This is a genomic window from Peribacillus saganii, assembly GCF_003429095.1.
Taxonomy (GTDB): Bacteria; Bacillota; Bacilli; order Bacillales; family DSM-1321; genus Peribacillus; species Peribacillus saganii.
In genome coordinates, this window is record NZ_QVTE01000001.1 from 117,082 (window position 1) to 136,456 (window position 19,375).

At 38.6% G+C, this 19,375-nt stretch carries 17 protein-coding genes and 1 pseudogene; 16 read left to right on the plus strand and 2 right to left on the minus strand.

Annotated elements, in window-relative coordinates:
• Positions 1 to 216: 216 nt before the first annotated feature.
• The 8 genes from mltG to D0469_RS00580 all read left to right on the plus strand — a co-directional run bounded on the left by mltG (position 217) and on the right by D0469_RS00580 (position 8,828).
• Positions 217 to 1,347 carry an endolytic transglycosylase MltG gene (mltG, locus tag D0469_RS00545; RefSeq protein ID WP_117324706.1) on the plus strand — a complete coding sequence of 377 codons (1,131 nt, stop codon included), beginning with the start codon at positions 217 to 219 and terminating at the stop codon, positions 1,345 to 1,347.
• A 485-nt stretch (positions 1,348 to 1,832) separates the two neighbouring features.
• Entirely contained in the window at positions 1,833 to 2,483 is a 651-nt protein-coding gene (locus D0469_RS00550) for an O-methyltransferase (RefSeq protein ID WP_117324707.1), read from the plus strand.
• On the plus strand, positions 2,483 to 3,412 hold the full coding sequence (locus tag D0469_RS00555) for a peptidase U32 family protein (protein WP_117324708.1): 930 nt from the start codon (positions 2,483 to 2,485) through the stop codon (positions 3,410 to 3,412). Before D0469_RS00550 ends, D0469_RS00555 begins: the two co-directional genes overlap by 1 nt.
• A gap of 24 nt (positions 3,413 to 3,436) precedes the next feature.
• Entirely contained in the window at positions 3,437 to 4,705 is a 1,269-nt protein-coding gene (locus D0469_RS00560) for a peptidase U32 family protein (RefSeq protein ID WP_117324709.1), read from the plus strand.
• Between the two features lies 1 nt (position 4,706).
• On the plus strand, positions 4,707 to 5,342 hold the full coding sequence (gene udk / locus D0469_RS00565; protein WP_117324710.1) for a uridine kinase: 636 nt from the start codon (positions 4,707 to 4,709) through the stop codon (positions 5,340 to 5,342).
• 303 nt (positions 5,343 to 5,645) lie between these two features.
• Positions 5,646 to 6,122, plus strand: a complete 477-nt coding sequence (greA, locus tag D0469_RS00570) for a transcription elongation factor GreA (RefSeq protein WP_117324711.1) — start codon at positions 5,646 to 5,648, stop codon at positions 6,120 to 6,122.
• 115 nt (positions 6,123 to 6,237) lie between these two features.
• Positions 6,238 to 7,995: a peptidoglycan D,D-transpeptidase FtsI family protein gene (locus D0469_RS00575; RefSeq protein WP_117324712.1), complete on the plus strand. Its 1,758-nt coding sequence runs from the start codon at positions 6,238 to 6,240 to the stop codon at positions 7,993 to 7,995.
• A 122-nt stretch (positions 7,996 to 8,117) separates the two neighbouring features.
• A complete protein-coding gene (locus D0469_RS00580; RefSeq protein WP_117324713.1) occupies positions 8,118 to 8,828 on the plus strand; it encodes a YrrS family protein in 711 nt (236 codons plus the stop codon).
• Positions 8,829 to 9,097: 269 nt separating this feature from the next.
• Here the strand turns inward: D0469_RS00580 and D0469_RS00585 are convergent, their stop codons facing one another.
• Positions 9,098 to 9,304, minus strand: a complete 207-nt coding sequence (locus D0469_RS00585; RefSeq protein WP_117324714.1) for a YrzA family protein — start codon at positions 9,302 to 9,304, stop codon at positions 9,098 to 9,100.
• Positions 9,305 to 9,661: 357 nt separating this feature from the next.
• Here D0469_RS00585 and mtnN point away from each other — a divergent pair, with 357 nt between their 5' ends.
• The 5 genes and pseudogenes from mtnN to D0469_RS00610 form a co-directional block, all read left to right on the plus strand.
• Positions 9,662 to 10,357, plus strand: a complete 696-nt coding sequence (gene mtnN / locus D0469_RS00590; RefSeq protein ID WP_117324794.1) for a 5'-methylthioadenosine/S-adenosylhomocysteine nucleosidase — start codon at positions 9,662 to 9,664, stop codon at positions 10,355 to 10,357.
• A gap of 159 nt (positions 10,358 to 10,516) precedes the next feature.
• Positions 10,517 to 10,774 carry a YrhC family protein gene (locus D0469_RS00595; protein ID WP_117324715.1) on the plus strand — a complete coding sequence of 86 codons (258 nt, stop codon included), beginning with the start codon at positions 10,517 to 10,519 and terminating at the stop codon, positions 10,772 to 10,774.
• Between the two features lie 441 nt (positions 10,775 to 11,215).
• Complete coding sequence (locus tag D0469_RS00600; protein WP_117324716.1) at positions 11,216 to 11,353, plus strand: YrzI family small protein; 138 nt, start codon at positions 11,216 to 11,218, stop codon at positions 11,351 to 11,353.
• Positions 11,354 to 11,454: 101 nt separating this feature from the next.
• Positions 11,455 to 11,595, plus strand: a complete 141-nt coding sequence (locus D0469_RS00605) for a YrzI family small protein (RefSeq protein WP_117324717.1) — start codon at positions 11,455 to 11,457, stop codon at positions 11,593 to 11,595.
• Positions 11,596 to 12,409: 814 nt separating this feature from the next.
• A pseudogene (locus D0469_RS00610) lies at positions 12,410 to 12,610 on the plus strand (RNA polymerase subunit sigma-70); the annotation flags it as partial.
• Between the two features lie 255 nt (positions 12,611 to 12,865).
• Here D0469_RS00610 and D0469_RS00615 read toward each other — a convergent pair.
• Positions 12,866 to 14,425, minus strand: coding sequence for a sensor domain-containing diguanylate cyclase (locus tag D0469_RS00615; protein WP_117324718.1), 1,560 nt, complete (start codon positions 14,423 to 14,425; stop codon positions 12,866 to 12,868).
• A gap of 328 nt (positions 14,426 to 14,753) precedes the next feature.
• Between D0469_RS00615 and D0469_RS21810 the strand changes: the two genes are divergently transcribed.
• The 3 genes from D0469_RS21810 (at position 14,754) to D0469_RS00625 (ending at position 19,299) form a co-directional block, all read left to right on the plus strand.
• Complete coding sequence (locus D0469_RS21810) at positions 14,754 to 14,885, plus strand: hypothetical protein (protein WP_267897275.1); 132 nt, start codon at positions 14,754 to 14,756, stop codon at positions 14,883 to 14,885.
• 467 nt (positions 14,886 to 15,352) lie between these two features.
• Entirely contained in the window at positions 15,353 to 17,263 is a 1,911-nt protein-coding gene (locus tag D0469_RS00620) for a bifunctional diguanylate cyclase/phosphodiesterase (RefSeq protein WP_117324719.1), read from the plus strand.
• 1,016 nt (positions 17,264 to 18,279) lie between these two features.
• Complete coding sequence (locus tag D0469_RS00625; protein ID WP_117324720.1) at positions 18,280 to 19,299, plus strand: STAS domain-containing protein; 1,020 nt, start codon at positions 18,280 to 18,282, stop codon at positions 19,297 to 19,299.
• Positions 19,300 to 19,375: the final 76 nt, after the last annotated feature.

Sequence of the window (19,375 nt, forward strand, 5' to 3'; positions counted from 1 at the left end):
CTTTGTGAGGAGGTGGCGAACTAGCCGTTCTTCCTCTGCCAGGACGCTTGCGCTTTTCATATGTTGGAAATTGTAATTATTGTTCGATATTTGTAGTTATTTTTGATATTCTTAGTATAATGACTTGAAGTATGGTTACATTCATTCTTGACAGGTCAATAAAGAGTTGTGAATTCATGCCATATCACTGGGCATGAAGGGGGTAGAAAAGGACATATGAGTGAGAAGGTATCAAAAAAAGCTATCGTGAGGGAAAAATTGCTTGAGCGCCAAAAGGACGCTAAAGTGATCAGGAAGATCCTGTTGATTTCAACTTTGATATTTATCCTGATTGCGGGCGGATTGGCACTGGGCGGTTATCTTTATGTAAAGTCAGCACTGCAGCCATATAATCCGGAAGATAAAAAAGTCAGGAAAGTGGAGATTCCGATTGGATCCTCCGTAAGCGGAATAGCTGCAATTCTTAAAGATAATAAAATCATCAAGGACGAGAGGGTATTTAAGTATTATATTAAATTCCGTAATGAGGCTGGATTCCAGGCGGGTACATATGAGTTGTCTCCTTCAATGAACCTCGGGGAAATAGTCAGCAGCATTAAAACGGGAAAGATCATGCAGGAGGTTGCGCTGAAAATTACGCTTCCGGAGGGCAAGACACTTCAGCAAATCGCAGGCATAATTGCAGAAAAAACGGATGAAAATCCAGATCAAGTATTTAAAACGTTAAATGACAAGGCTTTTATCAGGAAGCTGCAAGACTTATATCCTGAGCTGATCACTGACGAAATTTACAATGAAAATATCAGGTATCCGCTTGAAGGCTATTTATTCCCTGCGACTTTTTCATTTTACGAGGAAAAGCCAGGAATTGAAAAAATAGTAACTGAAATGCTGTCACAAACAAATAAGGTACTAAGCCAATACCATGAAGATTTGACTGCTAAAAATCTTACACCGCATAAACTTCTTACATTTGCTTCTTTGGTCGAGGAAGAGGCGACCGAGAAAGTGGACAGGGATAAAATTGCTTCTGTCTTTTATAATCGCATGAAGATAGGAATGCCGCTTCAAACAGATCCAACGGTATTATATGCAAAGGGTGAACATAAAGCAAAAGTATATTATAAGGATTTAAAAACTGAGTCTCCTTACAACACTTATACTAATGTTGGGCTGCCGCCGGGGCCAATTGCCAATGCGGGAGTCATGTCCATAGAAGCTGCGCTGAACCCTGCAGAAACAGATTTTTACTACTTCCTGGCAACATCAACAGGAGATGTGATTTTTACAAAAACTCTTGATCAGCATAATCGTGAGAAAGCACGGTATATCACAAGTCAAAATTAACATGCATTTCCTTGGAAGAAGAGTTCACTTTCTCCCTGTTTTTATGGTAAAATAGTCAAAGTGTAAAATATGACATAGTGAAATGCTGTATTTAATCTTAGTATGTAGTTACAACTCGGCGATTGCCGAGTTTTTTCTTGTAAGGTAATAAAGTATTACGTTTCTAACAGCTAGAGACGTCTAGCTTTATCGCCCAGCAACTTTTTCTTAGGAAAATAAGGCCCCGAGTTAAGGACAAGCTACGGCAGCGATACATCGCACGAAACAAAGTGACAGCTTTGTGAGGACTTAGCCGTTCTTCCTCTTATCAGGTCCTTGCGCATTTCTTTGATGTTTAGCTCCAGCGCCCAGCCCCTCGAATGATGCGACCAAAGGCCGTCACAAACCCTTTGACGGACGTACACTGGAAGTTCCGCTCTCAGGGCGCTTCCGCTTTTCTTATGCTTCCGTTTTTCAAAGCAATATCTCTTCTGGAGGAAGTCTATATGAATAATGAAATGAATGGATATTTACAGAAATTGCTCTATTCACGCAACTCGTTTTTTTCCGAAATGGAAGAGTATGCGAAGGATAACGGTGTCCCGATTATGGAACCGATTGGAATGGAAGTATTATTACAGCTGTTAAGGCTTCATCAGCCTAAATCTATTCTGGAGGTGGGCGCTGCAATCGGCTACTCCGCGTTACGAATGGCAGATGCCCTTCCTGATGCAAGAATCGTTACAATAGAAAGGGACGAAGATCGGATTGCACTTGCAAAGCAATATTTTGCAAGTGCGGAATCCAGTGACCGTATCACACTTTTAGAAGGTGATGCCCTTGAAACAGCAAAAGCCGCAGGTGCATTTGGACCGTTTGATGCCATTTTCATTGATGCTGCCAAGGGCCAGTATAAACGCTTCTTTGAGCTATATGAGCCTTATTTGCAGCCAGCCGGCGTAATCATTGTGGATAACGTCCTTTTTAAAGGGCTTGTTGCCCAGGATATAGAGAAAATTGAACCGAGACGCATTCGCAGCCTTGTCCGAAAAATAAATGAATTCAATACGTGGCTGGTCAGCAATCCCAAGTATGACACCACCATATTGCCATTGGGCGACGGTGTTGCCATCAGTAAACGAAGAGGTGAACAATAATGAAAAAACCTGAATTGCTTGTTACACCAACAAGTGTGAATGATATCCTGCCGTTAATAGAGGCGGGTGCAGACGCTTTTGTGGTAGGTGAACAGCGCTATGGCCTTCGCCTTGCCGGAGAATTCAACAGGGATAATATTAAAAAAACATTAGAAGTGGCGCATCAGCATGGCAAAAAAGTATTTGTGGCGATGAATGCCATTTTTCATAATGATAAATTGGATGAGCTTGAAGAGTATGTGGCTTTTCTTAGCAAAGCAAAAGCAGACGCGATCATTTTTGGTGACCCGGCTGTTTTAATGGCAGTTCGTGCAGCTGCACCTGATATGCCGCTCCATTGGAACACGGAAACAACAGTTACTAATTGGTATACTTGCAATTACTGGGGCAGACGCGGTGCAGTCCGCGCAGTTGCTGCACGCGAATTAAGCATGGATGAAGTAATTGAAATGAAGGAAAATGCAGAGGTTGAAATTGAGATTCAGGTTCAAGGCATGACTTGTATGTTCCAATCAAAGCGTCCATTGCTCGGTCACTACTTTGAATACCAGGGGAAAGCAATGGAAATAGAAAATCGCAAGCAGCAGACTAACATGTTCCTTCACGATAAGGAAAGGAACAATAAGTATCCGATTTTTGAGGATGAAAACGGAACTCACATTATGAGCCCTAATGATATCTGCATCATTGACGAGCTTCAGGAATTGATTGAAGCCGGTATGGATTCCTTTAAAATTGATGGGGTATTAAAAACTCCTGAATACATCATTGAAGTTACAAAATTATACAGGAAGGCAATTGACCTTTGTGCCTGTGACCCTGACCAATACGACAAAATTAAGCATGAGCTTCTAGAAAAAATAGAAGAAATCCAGCCGGAAAACCGTTCTTTGGATACAGGATTTTTCTTTAAAGAAACTGTATACTAAAACGCCATATAAGGAGGAATAGCCTTGGAAGCTATTGCTAATAAAATTTCCCAAATCGTTGATGGCAAACGTGTAATTATAAAGAAACCAGAACTATTAGCTCCAGCAGGGAATCTTGAAAAATTGAAAATAGCAGTCCACTATGGCGCTGACGCTGTTTATATCGGCGGCCAGGAGTTCGGTTTGCGCTCAAATGCCGGAAACTTTACGCTTGAAGAAATGAAGGAAGGCGTAGAATTCGCCAACAACTATAAAGCTAAAATCTACGTTACTACAAATATATACGCTCACAATGAAAATATGGGTGGGCTTGAAGAATATTTAATGGGACTTCAGGATGCTGGCGTAACAGGGATTATTGTTGCTGACCCTCTAATCATTGAAACATGCCGCCGAGTGGCTCCAAATGTTGAAGTACACTTAAGTACGCAGCAGTCCCTTTCGAACTGGAAAGCAGTTCAATATTGGAAGGAAGAAGGCTTGGACCGCGTTGTTCTTGCCCGTGAAACCGGAGCCGAGGAAATCCGCGAAATGAAGGAAAAGGTTGATATCGAAATTGAAACCTTTATTCATGGAGCAATGTGTATCGCCTATTCAGGACGCTGTACATTATCAAACCATATGACTGCCCGAGATTCCAACCGAGGCGGCTGCTGCCAATCATGCCGCTGGGATTATGACTTATATGAGCTTGGTGAAGGTGGAGAAAATCCGCTGTTTAATGAAAATGATGCACCTTTCGCAATGAGTCCTAAGGATTTGAAGCTGATTGAATCAATTCCTAGAATGATTGAACTTGGAATTGACAGCCTAAAAATTGAAGGCCGGATGAAGTCCATTCACTATGTTGCAACAGTAGTCAGTGTATACAGAAAAGTAATTGATGCTTATTGCGCTGATCCAGATAATTTTACAATCAAGAAGGAATGGCTGGACGAACTTGAAAAATGCGCCAACAGGGAAGCAGCTTCAGCTTTCTTTGAAGGCTTGCCAGGGTATAAGCAGCAAATGTTTGGGAACCATAGCACAAAGACTACATTTGACTTCGCAGGGTTAGTTCTTCATTATGATGAGGAAACAAGAATGGTTACTCTGCAGCAGCGTAATTTCTTTAAACCTGGTGATGAAATTGAATTTTTTGGCCCGGAAATTGAGAATTTCACGCAGGTAGTTGATAAAGTGTGGGATGAAAAAGGAAATGAGCTGGATGCAGCACGCCACCCGCTACAAATTGTCCGCATTAAGGCAGATAAACCTGTATTCCCTAACAACATGATGCGAAAGGAGAACTAACATGAAGAATAAGCCCGTCGTTATCGGCGTAGCAGGCGGCTCCGGTTCAGGAAAGACAAGTGTAACGCGAGCTATTTATGAAAGGTTCAAAGGTCATTCGATCCTCATGTTGGAACAGGACTTTTACTACAAAGACCAGAGTTCTCTGCCGTTAGAGGAAAGGCTGAAGACAAATTATGACCATCCGCTTGCATTTGACAATGATTTGCTCTTTGAACATGTCAATCAATTGCTGAGCTATCAGCCAATTGATAAGCCGGTATATGATTATGCTCTTCATACCCGTTCAGACAAAGTTGTACATGTAGAACCGAAGGATGTTATTATCCTTGAGGGTATCCTCATATTAGAGGATGAAAAGCTCCGCAGCCTGATGGATATCAAGCTATTTGTCGATACGGACGCCGATATTAGGATTATTCGAAGGCTGCAGCGCGACATTAAAGAGCGGGAACGGACACTTGATTCGGTTATTAATCAATATCTCAGCGTGGTTCGGCCGATGCATAACCAATTCATTGAGCCTACAAAACGTTATGCAGACATTATCATCCCGGAAGGCGGCCACAATCATGTAGCTATCGACCTGATGGTAACAAAAATACAAACCATTCTTGAACAAAAGTCATTTTTATAATATTATTGCATAGATAATAAGTAAGAAAGCATTTACATTTTGTTTACAATTTCCCTTAATATTTTAAGGAAACACTGGACAAATCCGGCAAAAGGACATACTCTATTTGAAAGACTATAAAAGGCCGGCATAAACCAGTCCGGTTATATCCGGGGATAGAATGAATTTTCATTTTGAAAAGAATGCGCGCCCTTTCCATAAGGACGCGCACTTATCTATTCACCTGAGAAAACAAATGTAATCTACATAATATATCACTTTCCTGCAAGATCGGAAGTGAAGGAATTGAAGGAGTGAAGGGTTTTGGCAATCGAAAAGGTATTTCCGATGACTCAAGAAGGTAAACAAAAGCTTGAACAGGAACTGGAGCATTTAAAAAGCGTTAAACGTAAAGAAGTGGTAGAGCGGATTAAAATTGCACGAAGCTTTGGAGATTTATCTGAGAACTCTGAGTATGATTCTGCAAAGGAAGAACAGGCATTTGTGGAAGGGCGTATTACAACTCTTGAAAATATGATCCGTAATGCAAAAATCATTTCAGAAGATGATATGAATTCCGATGTGGTTTCACTTGGTAAAAAGGTAACGTTTATTGAGCTTCCGAACGGTGATGAAGAAACATATTCAATCGTGGGAAGCGCGGAGGCTGATCCTTTCGAAGGTAAAATATCAAATGATTCACCTATCGCCCGCAGCTTGATCGGAAAGAGTGTTGGAGAAGAAGTAACAGTAGTGACACCTGGCGGAGAAATGAAAGTTCGCATTACATCCATCAGTTAATTTTTGATCGAAGAATTTGCTTTAGCCAACGCCGGATGGTTTTATTTTTATCATATCTATAGTAAGGGTTTTAAAATCCTGCACCTCGTCGACACTGTTAACGAGGTGTTTTTTTATGATCCAAAAAAGAATGAAATCGCTGGCAATTTTACTTGTTTTATTACTTCTTTCTTTGACAGGCAGGCTTGTGCAAATCCAATTGGTCAGTACGGAGTCCTTTTCAGACCATAACGTGAACTTAATAGAATCCAGTGTAAAGCAGCGGACGCAGGTAATGAAAATAGATGATGGCAGAGGAGATTTTTATGATAAAAATGGGAGGCCCCTCAGCCATGAAGTGATTCCTGTACTGGTGCTATTTCCTTTTCTCAATAAAATGGATTGGCCGGCAGAAAAGGTCGCAAATATTATCAACGAACCTGAATATCTGCTTCGGTATGAGCTGAAAGCAGCCAAAGAGCCATTTGCATTCGGCGGAAAGACACCGTTAAAATTAACCGAAGAACAAAGCCAGGCTATTAACGATTTGAAAATACCTGGGGTTTTCGCTGTTAAACAGAAATTAGAGCACGATGGGACTATGGCCGAGCATTTAATCGGTACACTCACCAAGTCTGATGAACTGAAAGCAAAAAGTTATCCGAATCGGGGACTCTCTCCCGATACATATATTGGCATTACTGGTCTGCAGCATACATTCGATGAATTTCTGCTGTCAGAAGGAGAATCTAAGCTCGTTTTTCATGTTGATGGAAGCGGAGGACCTTTATTTGGTGTGGATGTAAAGTATGTGGAACCAGCTAATCCGATGTATCCTGTCAAGGTAATAACAACGCTGGATAGCGATATACAGGCAGCTGCGGAGAAATTAGTAGATCGTCACGGCATAAGGAAGGGGGGGCTAGTTTTAATAGATATTGAAAAAAGTGAAATAGCAGCTATTGTTTCCCGCCCCAAAATTAATCAGCGCAATCCTAATGAAAATTCAGGTTCAAAAAACAGAATGCTAATGCAGGATACCCCCGGTTCCGTGTTCAAGACGGTTACCGCGGCAGCTGCAATTGAACATGACTTAGTGCCGCCCGGAAGGACATTTAATTGTGATGAAACCATTGATGGCAAAAAAGAACCAAAGAAAAAGCTTGGTACGCTTGATTTTGAAAAGAGCTTTTCCCAGAGCTGCAATAGGACTTTTGGAGACTTAGCCAAAGAAATGACGGACATTGACCCTGATTTCCTGCTAAGCTATGGCAGCAAACTCGGATTGATTGGCCAAACAGGCTGGCAGGGTGAAAAATATCATTCAAATTTTAAACAGCTTGATAAAGAAGAATCCGGAAGAGTCTGGAATGATAAAGCTGTTAAAAAAGATAAAAAACTAGCCGCCCATGCTGCTATCGGACAGCAGGATGTCCAGGTTACTCCTTTGGCAGTTGCTAATATGATGGCAACAATAGCAAGAGGCGGTGAAAAAAGAATGGTAACCGCGGTAAGAAAGGTTAGTTTTAACAATGGAACGACCGCCATCGACTTTCCGGCTAAAGAAATGGAAGGAGAAAGAATATCTCCTTATACTGCAATGAAACTGCAGTCTCTGCTCCGCAGTGTGGTAACTGAACCAAAAGGAACAGGTGCCTCACTTAGCCAGCTGCCATATGAAATCGCCGGAAAGTCAGGGACAGCGCAGACAGGCATTGATAAGCGCGAATTGAATAAATGGTTTGCAGGTTATTTTCCATATAAAAATCCTAAGTACGCCCTTGTAACGGTCAAGCTGGATTCTAATGATCAAGAAGCAGGAGTTACATCGCTTTTTAAAGAAATGGTAGAGGAAATCTACAGGATTGAAACTAGTTCTCCAGTCCCCGATTAGCCTTAAGTACGGAAGAGAAGGCGGTTTTTGCTTCAAACTAAAAAAGGAACATGTTAAAATAAGGGGGATTATCAAGGTTGCCTGCGGCTTTAGGTGCAACCGTCTGGAGGGGAATATAGAAAATGGCTAGTTCTAGATCGCGAATTGATCATAAAGGGAAGCAGAGAAAAGTAAATAGGCTCTATAACATTTTAATTACTGCTGTTATTTTATTAATCATAATTGTCGGGACATCAATCTTTATGGGCAAGGAAGATTCTGCGGCTGAGAACAGTGAAAATAAAACGGCATCGGTAAATGTGGATAAAAATCAGGCTGGGAATCAAGACGAAAATGCAGAAGAGGTTTCCCTCGAAGAAAAGGGTCAAACAGAGGATGAACAAGCATCCGTTCCATCGGACGAAAATGAAAGCGAAGAAACTGATGGTGATACTGCTGAAGGAGAAGACACAGACGGCACTCAAACAGGTGAAGCAGCTGGAGAAATCGTTGAACATGAAGAAACTGATGATCCGAATATCACAAAAAGCTACTCAAATGACGCATGGGAGCCAGTTGGCACCACCCAGAAGGGAAAACACCCTGCCGCAACTTTTGAAAAAGGATCGGCCGACTGGCAGGAAATGGAGCGTGCAGTGGCATATGGTGCAGGCCTTGATCCGGGGAATATGACAGTTTGGTTTCTAGGTAACGGAGGCTCTCCTAATACTGCCGTTGGAACTGTGTCTCCAAAGGATAACAGTGGAACTTACCGTGTTCACATTCAATGGGTAGACGGACAAGGATGGAAGCCGGTCAAAGTTCAAGAGCTAAAGAGTAATGACAGGCAGTGATAAACTGGCATGATTGCCAAATGAAAAAAAGCTTGGGATTTTCTCAAGCTTTTTTGTTTACAGTGTTTTGAACCAGTACGGATGTCTAGCTACAGCGCCCAGCAACTTTTTTCTTAGGGAAAAAAGCTCTCGGGTGTTGTGACCAAGTTGCGATCAAAATCCCTCGCAACCAAGTGCCGTCATTAGCCAAGCACTTCGGAAGGCAAAAAGCGCCTTCTGTCAGTACTTGTCTTATGCTTTTGGGGCTAACAAGTGCGCTTTTGCTTTTCTTAATTCTTTGCCTTAAAGTGAACCACTGCCGAGTAAAATCTTCTTCCATCCTCTGAAACATACATTTGATGTGAAACGGAATGCACCTCAAGCAGGATGGCTTTATTTACCTCAATCTGGCTCTGGATTTTCTGTTCAAGCTTTTCCAGGCTTTCCGCTTCAAAAAATTCAACTTTGTCCTGGATGATATCAAGTTGGAAATTCATTTTTGCTCCCCCGAAATATAGGTTATTGTACTATTATGTTATCAAAAAAAAGGCTCTTTCATCAATGGTATGTATGCTTTTCTGCTTTTGACAGACAATGTAAAAGAAGATGCTGAAATTCAATATGGAAAGTAAATGAAAAATGATGGTAAAATAGTTTCTGCTGGTATAACTTTACGAATATAAAAATGTGTCAGGTAATGAACATTGGTATTTCAGACAGGCTTCACTATCAAGGGATTTTGCAGTAAGAATTTTATTTTTTATAATAATGGGGTTCCATAAAAAGCTGCAAATGAATTTATATGAAGTATGGAAGCCAAAAAAACTATAGCAGAAATGAAAGAGGTTAGACTGATGAAACTAGCGATTATCGGAGCAATGGAAGAAGAAGTTACTATCTTGCGCAATAAGATGGAGAATGTTGAGAAAGTAATAATAGCAGGCTGTGAGTTTAACTCGGGAACGTTAAATGGCGTAGAAGTGGTTCTGCTAAGATCTGGAATTGGAAAGGTTAATGCCGCCATGTCAACAGCTGTGCTGCTTGAAAGATTTCAGCCGGATATGGTGATCAATACAGGTTCAGCAGGTGGATTTTCACCGTCGCTTAATGTAGGTGATGTGGTTATATCTACGGAAGTACGCCATCATGATGTGGATGTTACTGCATTTGGATACGAATACGGGCAGGTACCACAGCTTCCGCCAGCTTTTGTTGCTGATCAAAAGCTTGTAGATGCTGCAGAAAAGGCTATTGAAGAAATGCAGGGCATTCAGGTAGTGAAGGGTCTGATAGCGACTGGGGATTCCTTTATGAATGATCCTAAAAGAGTAGAAGCGATCCGTGATAAATTCACTGACCTTTATGCAGTAGAAATGGAGGCAGCAGCTGTTGCCCAAGTGGCGCATCAATTTAATGTTCCATTCGTTATTATCCGGGCCCTCTCAGATATTGCCGGAAAAGAATCTGATATCTCATTCGAGAAGTTTTTAGAAACGGCGGCAATTAATTCCACTGAACTCGTTATAAAAATGATTGACCGCCTGAAGTAAACCAGGCTGTTCTGCAGCAAAAAAAATAAAATGGAAACTTTTCCATAAGACAACCTCAGGCTTCCACAATGATTGTTCCCAACGGTTTCCTGAGATTCTGCATTTGCTTGTATGTTACCATTACTATTGTAATAGTTTCATTGAAAGCAGGTGGACAGCATGAAAAACGGAAGAATGGCCGTATCGAAAATAGTCGCAAAAGAAATAGATTATAAACGGTTTGGTTTTTCTCTCCTTTTTGTAGGAGTGTTCTTTTACCTGGGATCGGTAATCCCAAAGGAAGGAAAAACAATGCTTGATACGTATGCAATGATGGGTACCACATGCTTGATGCTTGTTGTATCAGCCATATTCTTTTCCCTGTCAATTAAATATAAAAAACTCCGATCCGAAATTAAGGAAGATGACTCAATTTAAATCATAGTTTTCCGGTCAAATCTTTAGACGATAGCGGATTTTAAAAACCTTGGCATGAGTTATGTCAGGGTTTTTGCTGTTTTGCAAAATTTGTAGAAAAAAATAGGCAAAACAATGGTTTACAAAGTGAGATCATCTGGATATACTTACCATGTAAGAGAAATTCTGCAAGGGAGGTCGAAGAAAATGAGCAATACTAAAGCATCGACATGTAAAAAGCCTTTACAACTTAATATTGAGAAAGAACACAAATTCGACCTGTATGGTGCAGATTCTTTTTAACCCAGATTTTGTAAATGAATTGCAGACTAATACATAAACGGCCGCAGGATGAATCGTGTTTTCCCTGCGGCCTTTTTATGCTCTGGCCGTGGGGATACGTGACACCCGCGGCCTTTTTGTGTTCAGCAGCCGTCTGCCACACTTAAAGGAGGTGATAGTATGACTTTGAATATACTCTTTTTTTCCATTACTTTTAAACGAAAGCAAATGACAGTTGAGGAATTTAACCATCAAGAACAAATCGAGAGGATTCGTGAGGAATATAGATTACGTTCATCAGCACAGGAACTTTTGTAAAATTAAAATTATTAGGAAGGTGAGATCGTCAGAATGATAAAGGGACAGAATAATGGTTTCTGGGAAAACGCTTAGCCAGCAGCACAAGGAGGTGATAATTTATGACACTGAATATGCTATTTTTCACTATCACTATTAAATTCAAAAAGATGACAGCTGAGGATTATTTGCATCAGCAGCAAATCAAGAAGCTGCGTGACGAGTATATCGACCGTGCCATACAGTACAGGAGTTATATGTAACTAATTTAAATTGCCGGCAAAAGAAAGGTGGAGGTTAATATGATAAAGTTGATGAATAATGGTAAGTGCGGAATTTGGGATTTGAAGGATACCGGCTAACTAACTTTTCGACTTGCAATGGATAAAGTTTGCTGCGCCAGCCACAGTAAGCGAGTTTCTTTCCATCATAAGCAGTAAGAAATTAAGCTGTAGCGGGTTCACATTATTGACATTCTTTATATGAAAAATGTTCATAACCTCATGATATTTAATGGCTGCAGACATGATATCCTTTTAAGTAAGAGGATGCGAAAAGGAGTGTCGTTCCATGTTTACAATCGTTATCGCTTTAGTTTTTACTGCAACCATTGGGATTGTTATTGGATCTGAAGTTGGCGTAGAGGAATAGTTATTCTTCGTCATGCCAGCCTCATAAAAAAATGCAAATGCATATTCAGCCGAATGTTAGCGATCTGCAATGCAATGTACAGCGTTACTATAAATAAAATAGATAGATAGATAGAAAAAAACCTTGTCTTAACTGAGCGACAAGGTTTTTCATTATGAAATAAAAAGATCCCCTATATCCTAGAACTCATTATTTTACTTAAACTCTATCAGGATAGCTTTTTTAGTATTTTTAATTTGTGGTGACTGTGAGGCCGCGCCCTATGACTTGGTCAAATACTGCGATAGCCATCTAACAGCCCGTGTATATCAAAAAGCTAGCCTTATAAAGGGAAGCCGTTAAAATTAAGGTGTACAGACACAAACGATGTTTCGGCTGCATAAGTATAAGTATAGGCAAACGTCCAGAAAAAGCGGGGGTGGAAAAATGCCGGACATCTTAACCGCAATAGGATATTTGGTTAAAGAGCTTTACTTGTTAGTTTCATACGTAAAGAACAATGCCTTTCCTCAACCATTATCCGCGAAAGAAGAACGGAAATACCTGCAGCTCATGGCAGAAGGAGATCCAAATGCTCGTAATATGCTAATTGAGCACAACCTTCGTCTTGTAGCTCACATCGTCAAAACGATGTGAACATAAACCAGCGTCAGGATAACCGAACAATCAAGTATAATCGAATCGATAAATTACATCAAAACGCAGAGAAGCTGTTTAAATGGAGGTAGACAAGCCAAGCTTGATGATTGTTTAACCGATGAACTCTTGTTATTGCAAACTTAATGCCACCAAATCATGCAGACTACACTTATGGCAGCAGAAAAAAGTGAGCCCATATGAAGGCTCGCTTTTCGATTCTTTCGAAGGTTTTCTTAAATCAGCCTAGGTTTTTGTACCCTCTGCAACTACCACTCTATTTCTTCCTTGTTGTTTGGCTTTGTATAAAGCTTGGTCGGTCAAATTTAATAATTCTGAAAACCGATGGGCTGTAGATGGTAAATTTCCAATTCCAATGGAGATTGTAATCGGCTTACCAGTTGGACTAATTGTTTCTTCAGTAGTTTTCCTTATACGTTCTCCAAAGGATTGAGCGAGAGGTAAATCAGTTTCTTGAAGAACAATCAAGAACTCCTCTCCTCCTAAACGGAAACACAAATCACTTTCCCTTGTTTCTCTTTTAATTAATTCTGATAGATATTTGAGCACTTCGTCACCAACTTGATGACCGTACTGGTCGTTAACATTTTTAAACCGATCTATATCAAACAATATGATAGAATAATCTCCTAAATCTTTAATCTTTCTTTCTAGAAAGCGGCGGTTATAGAAACCTGTCAGTGGATCTTGATTAGATTCACTCTCAACGAACGTAATTTTTTTCTGGTAAAAGTCAACGGCTACCAAAATAGCCCGTTTTAGTTCCTTTAATTCAAAATACCACTCTGGAATTAGAGGCTTTTGTACAGATGGGTCTAGTGTGATTTGTTTTGCATAGATTGCTAAGTTTCGTATTGGAGTCACAATTTTTTTTAATATAAGAAGGGAAATTATAAATACAAAAATCATAAAGGGGATTGCTATTAAGCTAACTTGCTTTGCCATTTGAGCAGTTGGTTCTATAACTGAACTTTTAGGTGTCTGGGACACAATCCCCCAATTAGTTGTTGATCCAGCAGAGGCGAAACCTGCCAGCATAGCAATCCCCTTTGTATTAATAACTTCTTGGCTTCCATTTTTCCCTTTCAATACTTGCTTCACAATTTCGTTTTCTTTAACGTTATCGTTAATTCTATTTTTATCTGGGTGATAAATAACATTACCTTGTGAATCGACAACATATACATATGAATTATTTTCATGTTTTGGATGTTGACCAAGAACTCTGGTAAGGCTGTTTATTTCATGTAAATGGATAGTTCCGCCAATAAACCCCTTATACGCCCTATTTTCGTCAAAAACAGGTACAGAAATAAGTAATATTAGGTTCCCTGTGACTCCAACATATGGCTTAGATACAGTGGGTAATTTCTTTTCTAAAGCTTCCTTTGAACCGATACTATTAAGTTTTTTATCTACTAGTTCCATATGAGGTGCTGATGCAACAACACGTCCTGATTTTTCCACAAAAAGAAGTGAATTAAAAAACGTAGTGGACTCTAACGTTTGTTCTAATTCATCATGTATTTCCTTCGGATCAGCCGTTAAATATTCACTTTCTTCAGACTCCATTATTAATCTTTTCATCATATTTCTAAAAAGAGAATCCGTTGTAGCGGCTAATTTTTGAGCGTAATATTGATTCTCTATTAAATAATTTTTTTCAAGATTTTGCTTACTGACCAAAATGCCTGAAATAGCAGTTCCAATGAATGTTCCGACCATAGCAAAAACCAATAAAGTCAATATAAGTAAATGAATACTATATTTCTTTTTTTTCATCATCTTTCTTCACCTAAACATTAAGTGCTATTTTTGGGATCTAATAGCCCACTAAAATATAACATGTCATTCCTGTCAGCTTCAATAGTTTCCAATATTTGAAATAAATAACTTTGGTTAGATGTGATAATGCTTGTATTTAACTTTCCTAATTTATCTGACATTTAGAATATTTTTGTTAATGTTGTATCTTAACACTCTATTAATCCACGATCGAATCGGACTCGTATCTACAGGCTCTTATGTCAAAGAAGTGTCCTCAAATTAAATTTAAACTAACCTAACATAGGACAATCTGTTTTCCGCATACGTTAGTTTGAGGTGACCCGTCATGGCAAAGAAACTCGATTTTGTCTATCACCCAAAAGCAGAAAATAAACTTGATGAAGATAAAGCAAGGGAAGCAAAACAGTTGATTGCTGAATTTTTGGTTAAAAAAGCACTACAAAAAGCCGCAAAGTAATATTTGCGGCTTTTTACATGTCGTACGGTATTTTCATCACAAAAAAGCAGCTTTTAAAACAGTTTCTTTCCGAATGCTTATTTATACTGTTCAGAACTTAAAAGCCAGCTAAATGTTAGCTAATGGAATTTGGGTTAATCGTGTTTTAAATCTTTAACGATTTATCGTTATTGGCACATAAAATGTCAGATGCTAAATGTCATTACAGGTAAAGAGCTGTTGACATAAACAAGAAATGATCACCAAAATCATTAAAAAGAAAATTACTTACTTCTACTAGGCTGCTGCGGCAGTCCTTTTTACGTTACTTTTCAATTTGTCCCTACAAATTCCGACAAATTATGACACTTTTGTAGTACAATGGTAAATTAATAGAAGGACTTAGCAAAAGAAGGAAGTAAATCGGTGACTTTTTCTTGTTAAAAAAAGTTTATTTTTTAATAAGAATAATTTGGAGGTTAAACGGGTTGTCAATCAAAAAGAGTAAATACTTACTACTTTCTGTAATATTAATTTTAAGTTTAAAAGCAATACAAGAAACCTTAAATTTCATTTTTGGCTGGCAAAACTGGCTATATATTTTTGACGTATTATTTATAATCTCAATATTTACAGTCATCTTTGTATTATTTAAATATGTTTATTCTTATTCAGAAGAATTATCTGATACAGAATCGTTTTTACAGATCATACTTGAAAATATGAAGGCAGGTGTCGTAGTAACGGATTCAGAAGGGAATATAATGTTTGTAAATGATCTTTTTGCTAACCAGTGGAGAATTAATAATTTTAAATATCCTATTTCTCTAAAAACCTGGGCTAGCAATTATGAATTATTTCATATTGATGGTACATTTATGCAATGTCATGAAACTCCGTTAGCCCAAGTTCTGGCAGGGAAAGAGGTTGCGAACATAGAATACTTGGCTAAAGATAAAGATTCATCCCCCGCATACCTATTAGCAAACGGAAGACCCCTGATTGACAAGACAGGTAAAGTAACGGGAGCAGTTATGGTCGTAAACGATATTACAGATCGCAAGCAGGCTGAATTAACCATTAAACATATGGCTTACCATGATTCTTTAACAGGATTGCCAAACAGGGACTTATTCAACAAGAATCTTGTTCAAAAAATAAACCTGGCGAATCATAATAACCAGGAGTGTTTCGTGATGTCTTTAGATTTGGACGGCTTTAAAATGGTTAATGATACCCTTGGGCACAAAATGGGAGATTATTTATTGAAACAAGCAGCTAATCGGTTGAGCAGCTGTGTGCGTCTTGGGGATAAAGATATGGTAGCCCGTCAAGGAGGAGATGAATTTATTATTTTCCTCAATGAAGCTAAGCTTAAAGACACCGAGACAGTTGCCAAAACAATTCTAAAAACAATTAATTATCCATTTATACTTGGAGGTAAAGAAATCGTAATTACAACAAGTATTGGTATTAGCAGGTTTCCTCAAGACGGTATAAATGCTGAAACATTAAAAAAGAATGCAGACACAGCTATGTATCGCTCAAAAGAAATAGGGAAGAACAATTACTGTTTTTTTCAAACGGAATTGGATGATATAAATAAAAACCGATTAGAAATGGCAAGCAGTCTTCGTAAAGCAGTGGGTAACGAGGAGCTATATTTAGTCTATCAGCCGAAGATCAATCTTTCTTTAAACCGGATAGTTGGCGTCGAAGCATTGTTACGATGGAACAGTCCTGATTTTGGTATGGTATCTCCTGCGGTTTTTATTCCTTTGGCTGAAGAAACGGGGATAATTGTGGAAATAGGTGAATGGGTTCTGAGTACCGCCATTAAACAAAACAAAAAATGGCAGGATAAGGGCTTCTCCCCTATTTCTATTAGTGTAAACCTCTCTGCTCGCCAATTTCTTCAAACCGATTTAGTTCAAAAAGTTGAAATCATTTTACAAGAAAGCGAATTGCATCCTTCACATCTTATACTTGAATTAACAGAAACAATGGCTATGAATAATTTAGAGCATTCGATTGAGAAATTAGAACAATTTAAGTCCTTGGGCATTGGTTTATCGTTAGATGATTTTGGAACAGGCTTTTCATCACTCAGTTACTTAAAGAAGTTTCCAATCAATGAGTTGAAAATTGACCAATCTTTTATTCGGGATATGATAATAGATTCACAAGACGCTTCTATTGTAAAAGCAATCATTTCCATTGCAAAAAGTCTTAATCTCACTGTTGTTGCTGAAGGAGTAGAAACGGAGAAACACGTTAATTTCCTGCATCAGCAACAATGTGATCAAGCTCAAGGTTATTATTTCAGTAAACCTGTACCAAGCAGTGAAATTGAAAACATCCTTAAAGAGTCTGTTACAAACGAAAAAAAGACTGTGTAAGAGCAAAGAAAATGCTTTAACTGAAAATTGTTTGAACTGGAAAAGCAGCTATTGTTTTCTTCGTAGAAACAGCGCCCAAAATTAACTGGGCAATGTTTCTTTTTTATGTATTTTTGATTTTTCTGTTGTTCATAAGTCTTTGCTTTGTTTAAACATGAATAATGATGAAGTGACATCCATAATTGAAGACCAATGAACTTTTGAATAACATTCGTTAGCTCTATGTATCAAGAAATCTTAACGATTGATATTGCGTTTATCTTCCTTTCACAAATTACACAAAAACTACATCGCAGTTTAGGCAGTTTAAATTCCAGAAGGGTGGGTAAACAGATAAGTGGTCCGTTCAATATATAAATGAAGGAGATCACTAATGTAAATTACTAGGTCTGATAAGCAAATCATTAAAAGGAGCTCATATTCTATATTGTTTTGATGAGCTAGAACAGTACATACGGAACGCTATTTTCTTTATTACCTCAGGTATAGAAAAAGGAGAACAGATTATTTTCATTGATAATGTTAAAATTATTCGTCTGTAACATTAAGAACCTTCAACAGTTATAAACACCGAACAATTGGTGAAGGTTAATTATATCAATAACTTTGATTACTATTGCAGCGGAGGTATATTTCATCCACCCACCAGCATGGATTATTTCTGGAAAGCTGTTTAGCCCTATGATCAAAAGAATATTTCTTTCCGAATATGGGGTCATGTGAGTGGGGAAAACAAGAAGACATTTTGCAAACATTAGAAAAGTTCGAGAGTGAGATGAAAGATATAATAAGCAGAAAGGGAATGCTTGCGGTTTGCGCTTATGATGCTGTCAGAGTACAGGTATTCTCAGATCTAAAATCATGATTAATCATGATTATTTATTGACAGACTCTGGACTCGTTCCTTCCCCCTTTTATCAAAAGTCAATAACGTAAGTGTTTATTACTTGATGAACTAAGAATTATTCGAAATACTGTATGTAACAACAATTTTTCTGCTAGAAGGAGACCTTTTGATGGATACAAATTCAAACATTAATATAGGTGGACTAGATTTCAGATGGGACTTGAAAAATGGACAATTTACATTTGAAGGACAAGATGCGGTTCTCTTCTGGATTTCTAGTGCAATGAAAACTTTCTTCGATACGATTGAGGAAGTATCAGGAGAAGAATCCTCAAACTTGGTTTTTGAGGCTACAGGATTTAGACAGGGATTAGTGGTAGGGGAATATTTTGAGAAAATGAAGGATGTAAGTGTCACTGAAGCGGCAGAATTAATTACTAACACTTATGCTTCTGCTGGCTGGGGCCGGACCGTTATTCGTGATTTGAACTTTGAAACAAAGACACTCACGGCTGAACTTAAGGACAGTTGGGAGCATAAAATTAACGTTGCACAAGGAAAATCAAAAGGGGGGAATTTCCTGCCTGCACACTATGCAGGCATATTTTCAGGGCTTTTTGGTACAAATATGTGGTACAAAGTAGTCCAGTATCAACTAGAGGGGCATGAGTGCAGTGTAATTCAGTATTTCCCCTCAGAAGTTACCGTTTCAAATAACATTCATCAATTAGCTAGAAAAAAAGAATCAGAACAAATTCTTCAACTAGAAGCTCTTGTAGAAGGAAAAACTAGAGAATTAAAGGAACTTGTTAAAAAATTGTCTTCACCAATCATCCCTGTGCTTGAAGGAGTGGTTGTAGTTCCATTAATTGGAGAGTATGATGAAGAACGATCAGAAGAATTAGTTGTAAAAACATTGAATAACTTACCTTCGTATAAAGCGAACTATCTAATTCTTGACCTAACAGGACTAGATAAAGACATTAATGAGCTTGTTGTACATCTTATTGAAAAAATTGGTTCTGCAGCTTCTCTTATTGGAACTAAAACCATTCTTGTGGGAATTTCTGCTGAATTAAGTATAGTGATTTCTCAATCAGAATTAAATTTGTCTAAATTTGAATGTTTTCAAACTCTGCAGCACGGAGTTCATTATGCCTTAGGGCAGATGGGACGAAGGTTACTTTAAAAACGGCCTAGATGACAAAAAGGCGATACTTCAGTTTAATGAAGTATCGCCTTTTTATGTGCACTGCACGTACTAT

Excerpts from the sequence above, each read along its gene's own strand:
- D0469_RS00605 (WP_117324717.1), top strand. The coding sequence starts at position 11,455 with ATGACACTGAATATGCTATTTTTCACTATCACTATTAAATTCAAAAAG.
- D0469_RS00580 (WP_117324713.1), top strand. The coding sequence starts at position 8,118 with ATGGCTAGTTCTAGATCGCGAATTGATCATAAAGGGAAGCAGAGAAAA.
- D0469_RS00625 (WP_117324720.1), top strand. The coding sequence starts at position 18,280 with ATGGATACAAATTCAAACATTAATATAGGTGGACTAGATTTCAGATGG.
- D0469_RS00575 (WP_117324712.1), top strand. The coding sequence starts at position 6,238 with ATGATCCAAAAAAGAATGAAATCGCTGGCAATTTTACTTGTTTTATTA.
- mltG (WP_117324706.1), top strand. The coding sequence starts at position 217 with ATGAGTGAGAAGGTATCAAAAAAAGCTATCGTGAGGGAAAAATTGCTT.
- D0469_RS00550 (WP_117324707.1), top strand. The coding sequence starts at position 1,833 with ATGAATAATGAAATGAATGGATATTTACAGAAATTGCTCTATTCACGC.
- D0469_RS00555 (WP_117324708.1), top strand. The coding sequence starts at position 2,483 with ATGAAAAAACCTGAATTGCTTGTTACACCAACAAGTGTGAATGATATC.
- D0469_RS00600 (WP_117324716.1), top strand. The coding sequence starts at position 11,216 with ATGACTTTGAATATACTCTTTTTTTCCATTACTTTTAAACGAAAGCAA.
- D0469_RS00585 (WP_117324714.1), bottom strand. The coding sequence starts at position 9,304 with ATGAATTTCCAACTTGATATCATCCAGGACAAAGTTGAATTTTTTGAA.
- mtnN (WP_117324794.1), top strand. The coding sequence starts at position 9,662 with ATGAAACTAGCGATTATCGGAGCAATGGAAGAAGAAGTTACTATCTTG.
- D0469_RS00615 (WP_117324718.1), bottom strand. The coding sequence starts at position 14,425 with ATGATGAAAAAAAAGAAATATAGTATTCATTTACTTATATTGACTTTA.
- D0469_RS21810 (WP_267897275.1), top strand. The coding sequence starts at position 14,754 with ATGGCAAAGAAACTCGATTTTGTCTATCACCCAAAAGCAGAAAATAAA.
- udk (WP_117324710.1), top strand. The coding sequence starts at position 4,707 with ATGAAGAATAAGCCCGTCGTTATCGGCGTAGCAGGCGGCTCCGGTTCA.
- D0469_RS00595 (WP_117324715.1), top strand. The coding sequence starts at position 10,517 with ATGAAAAACGGAAGAATGGCCGTATCGAAAATAGTCGCAAAAGAAATA.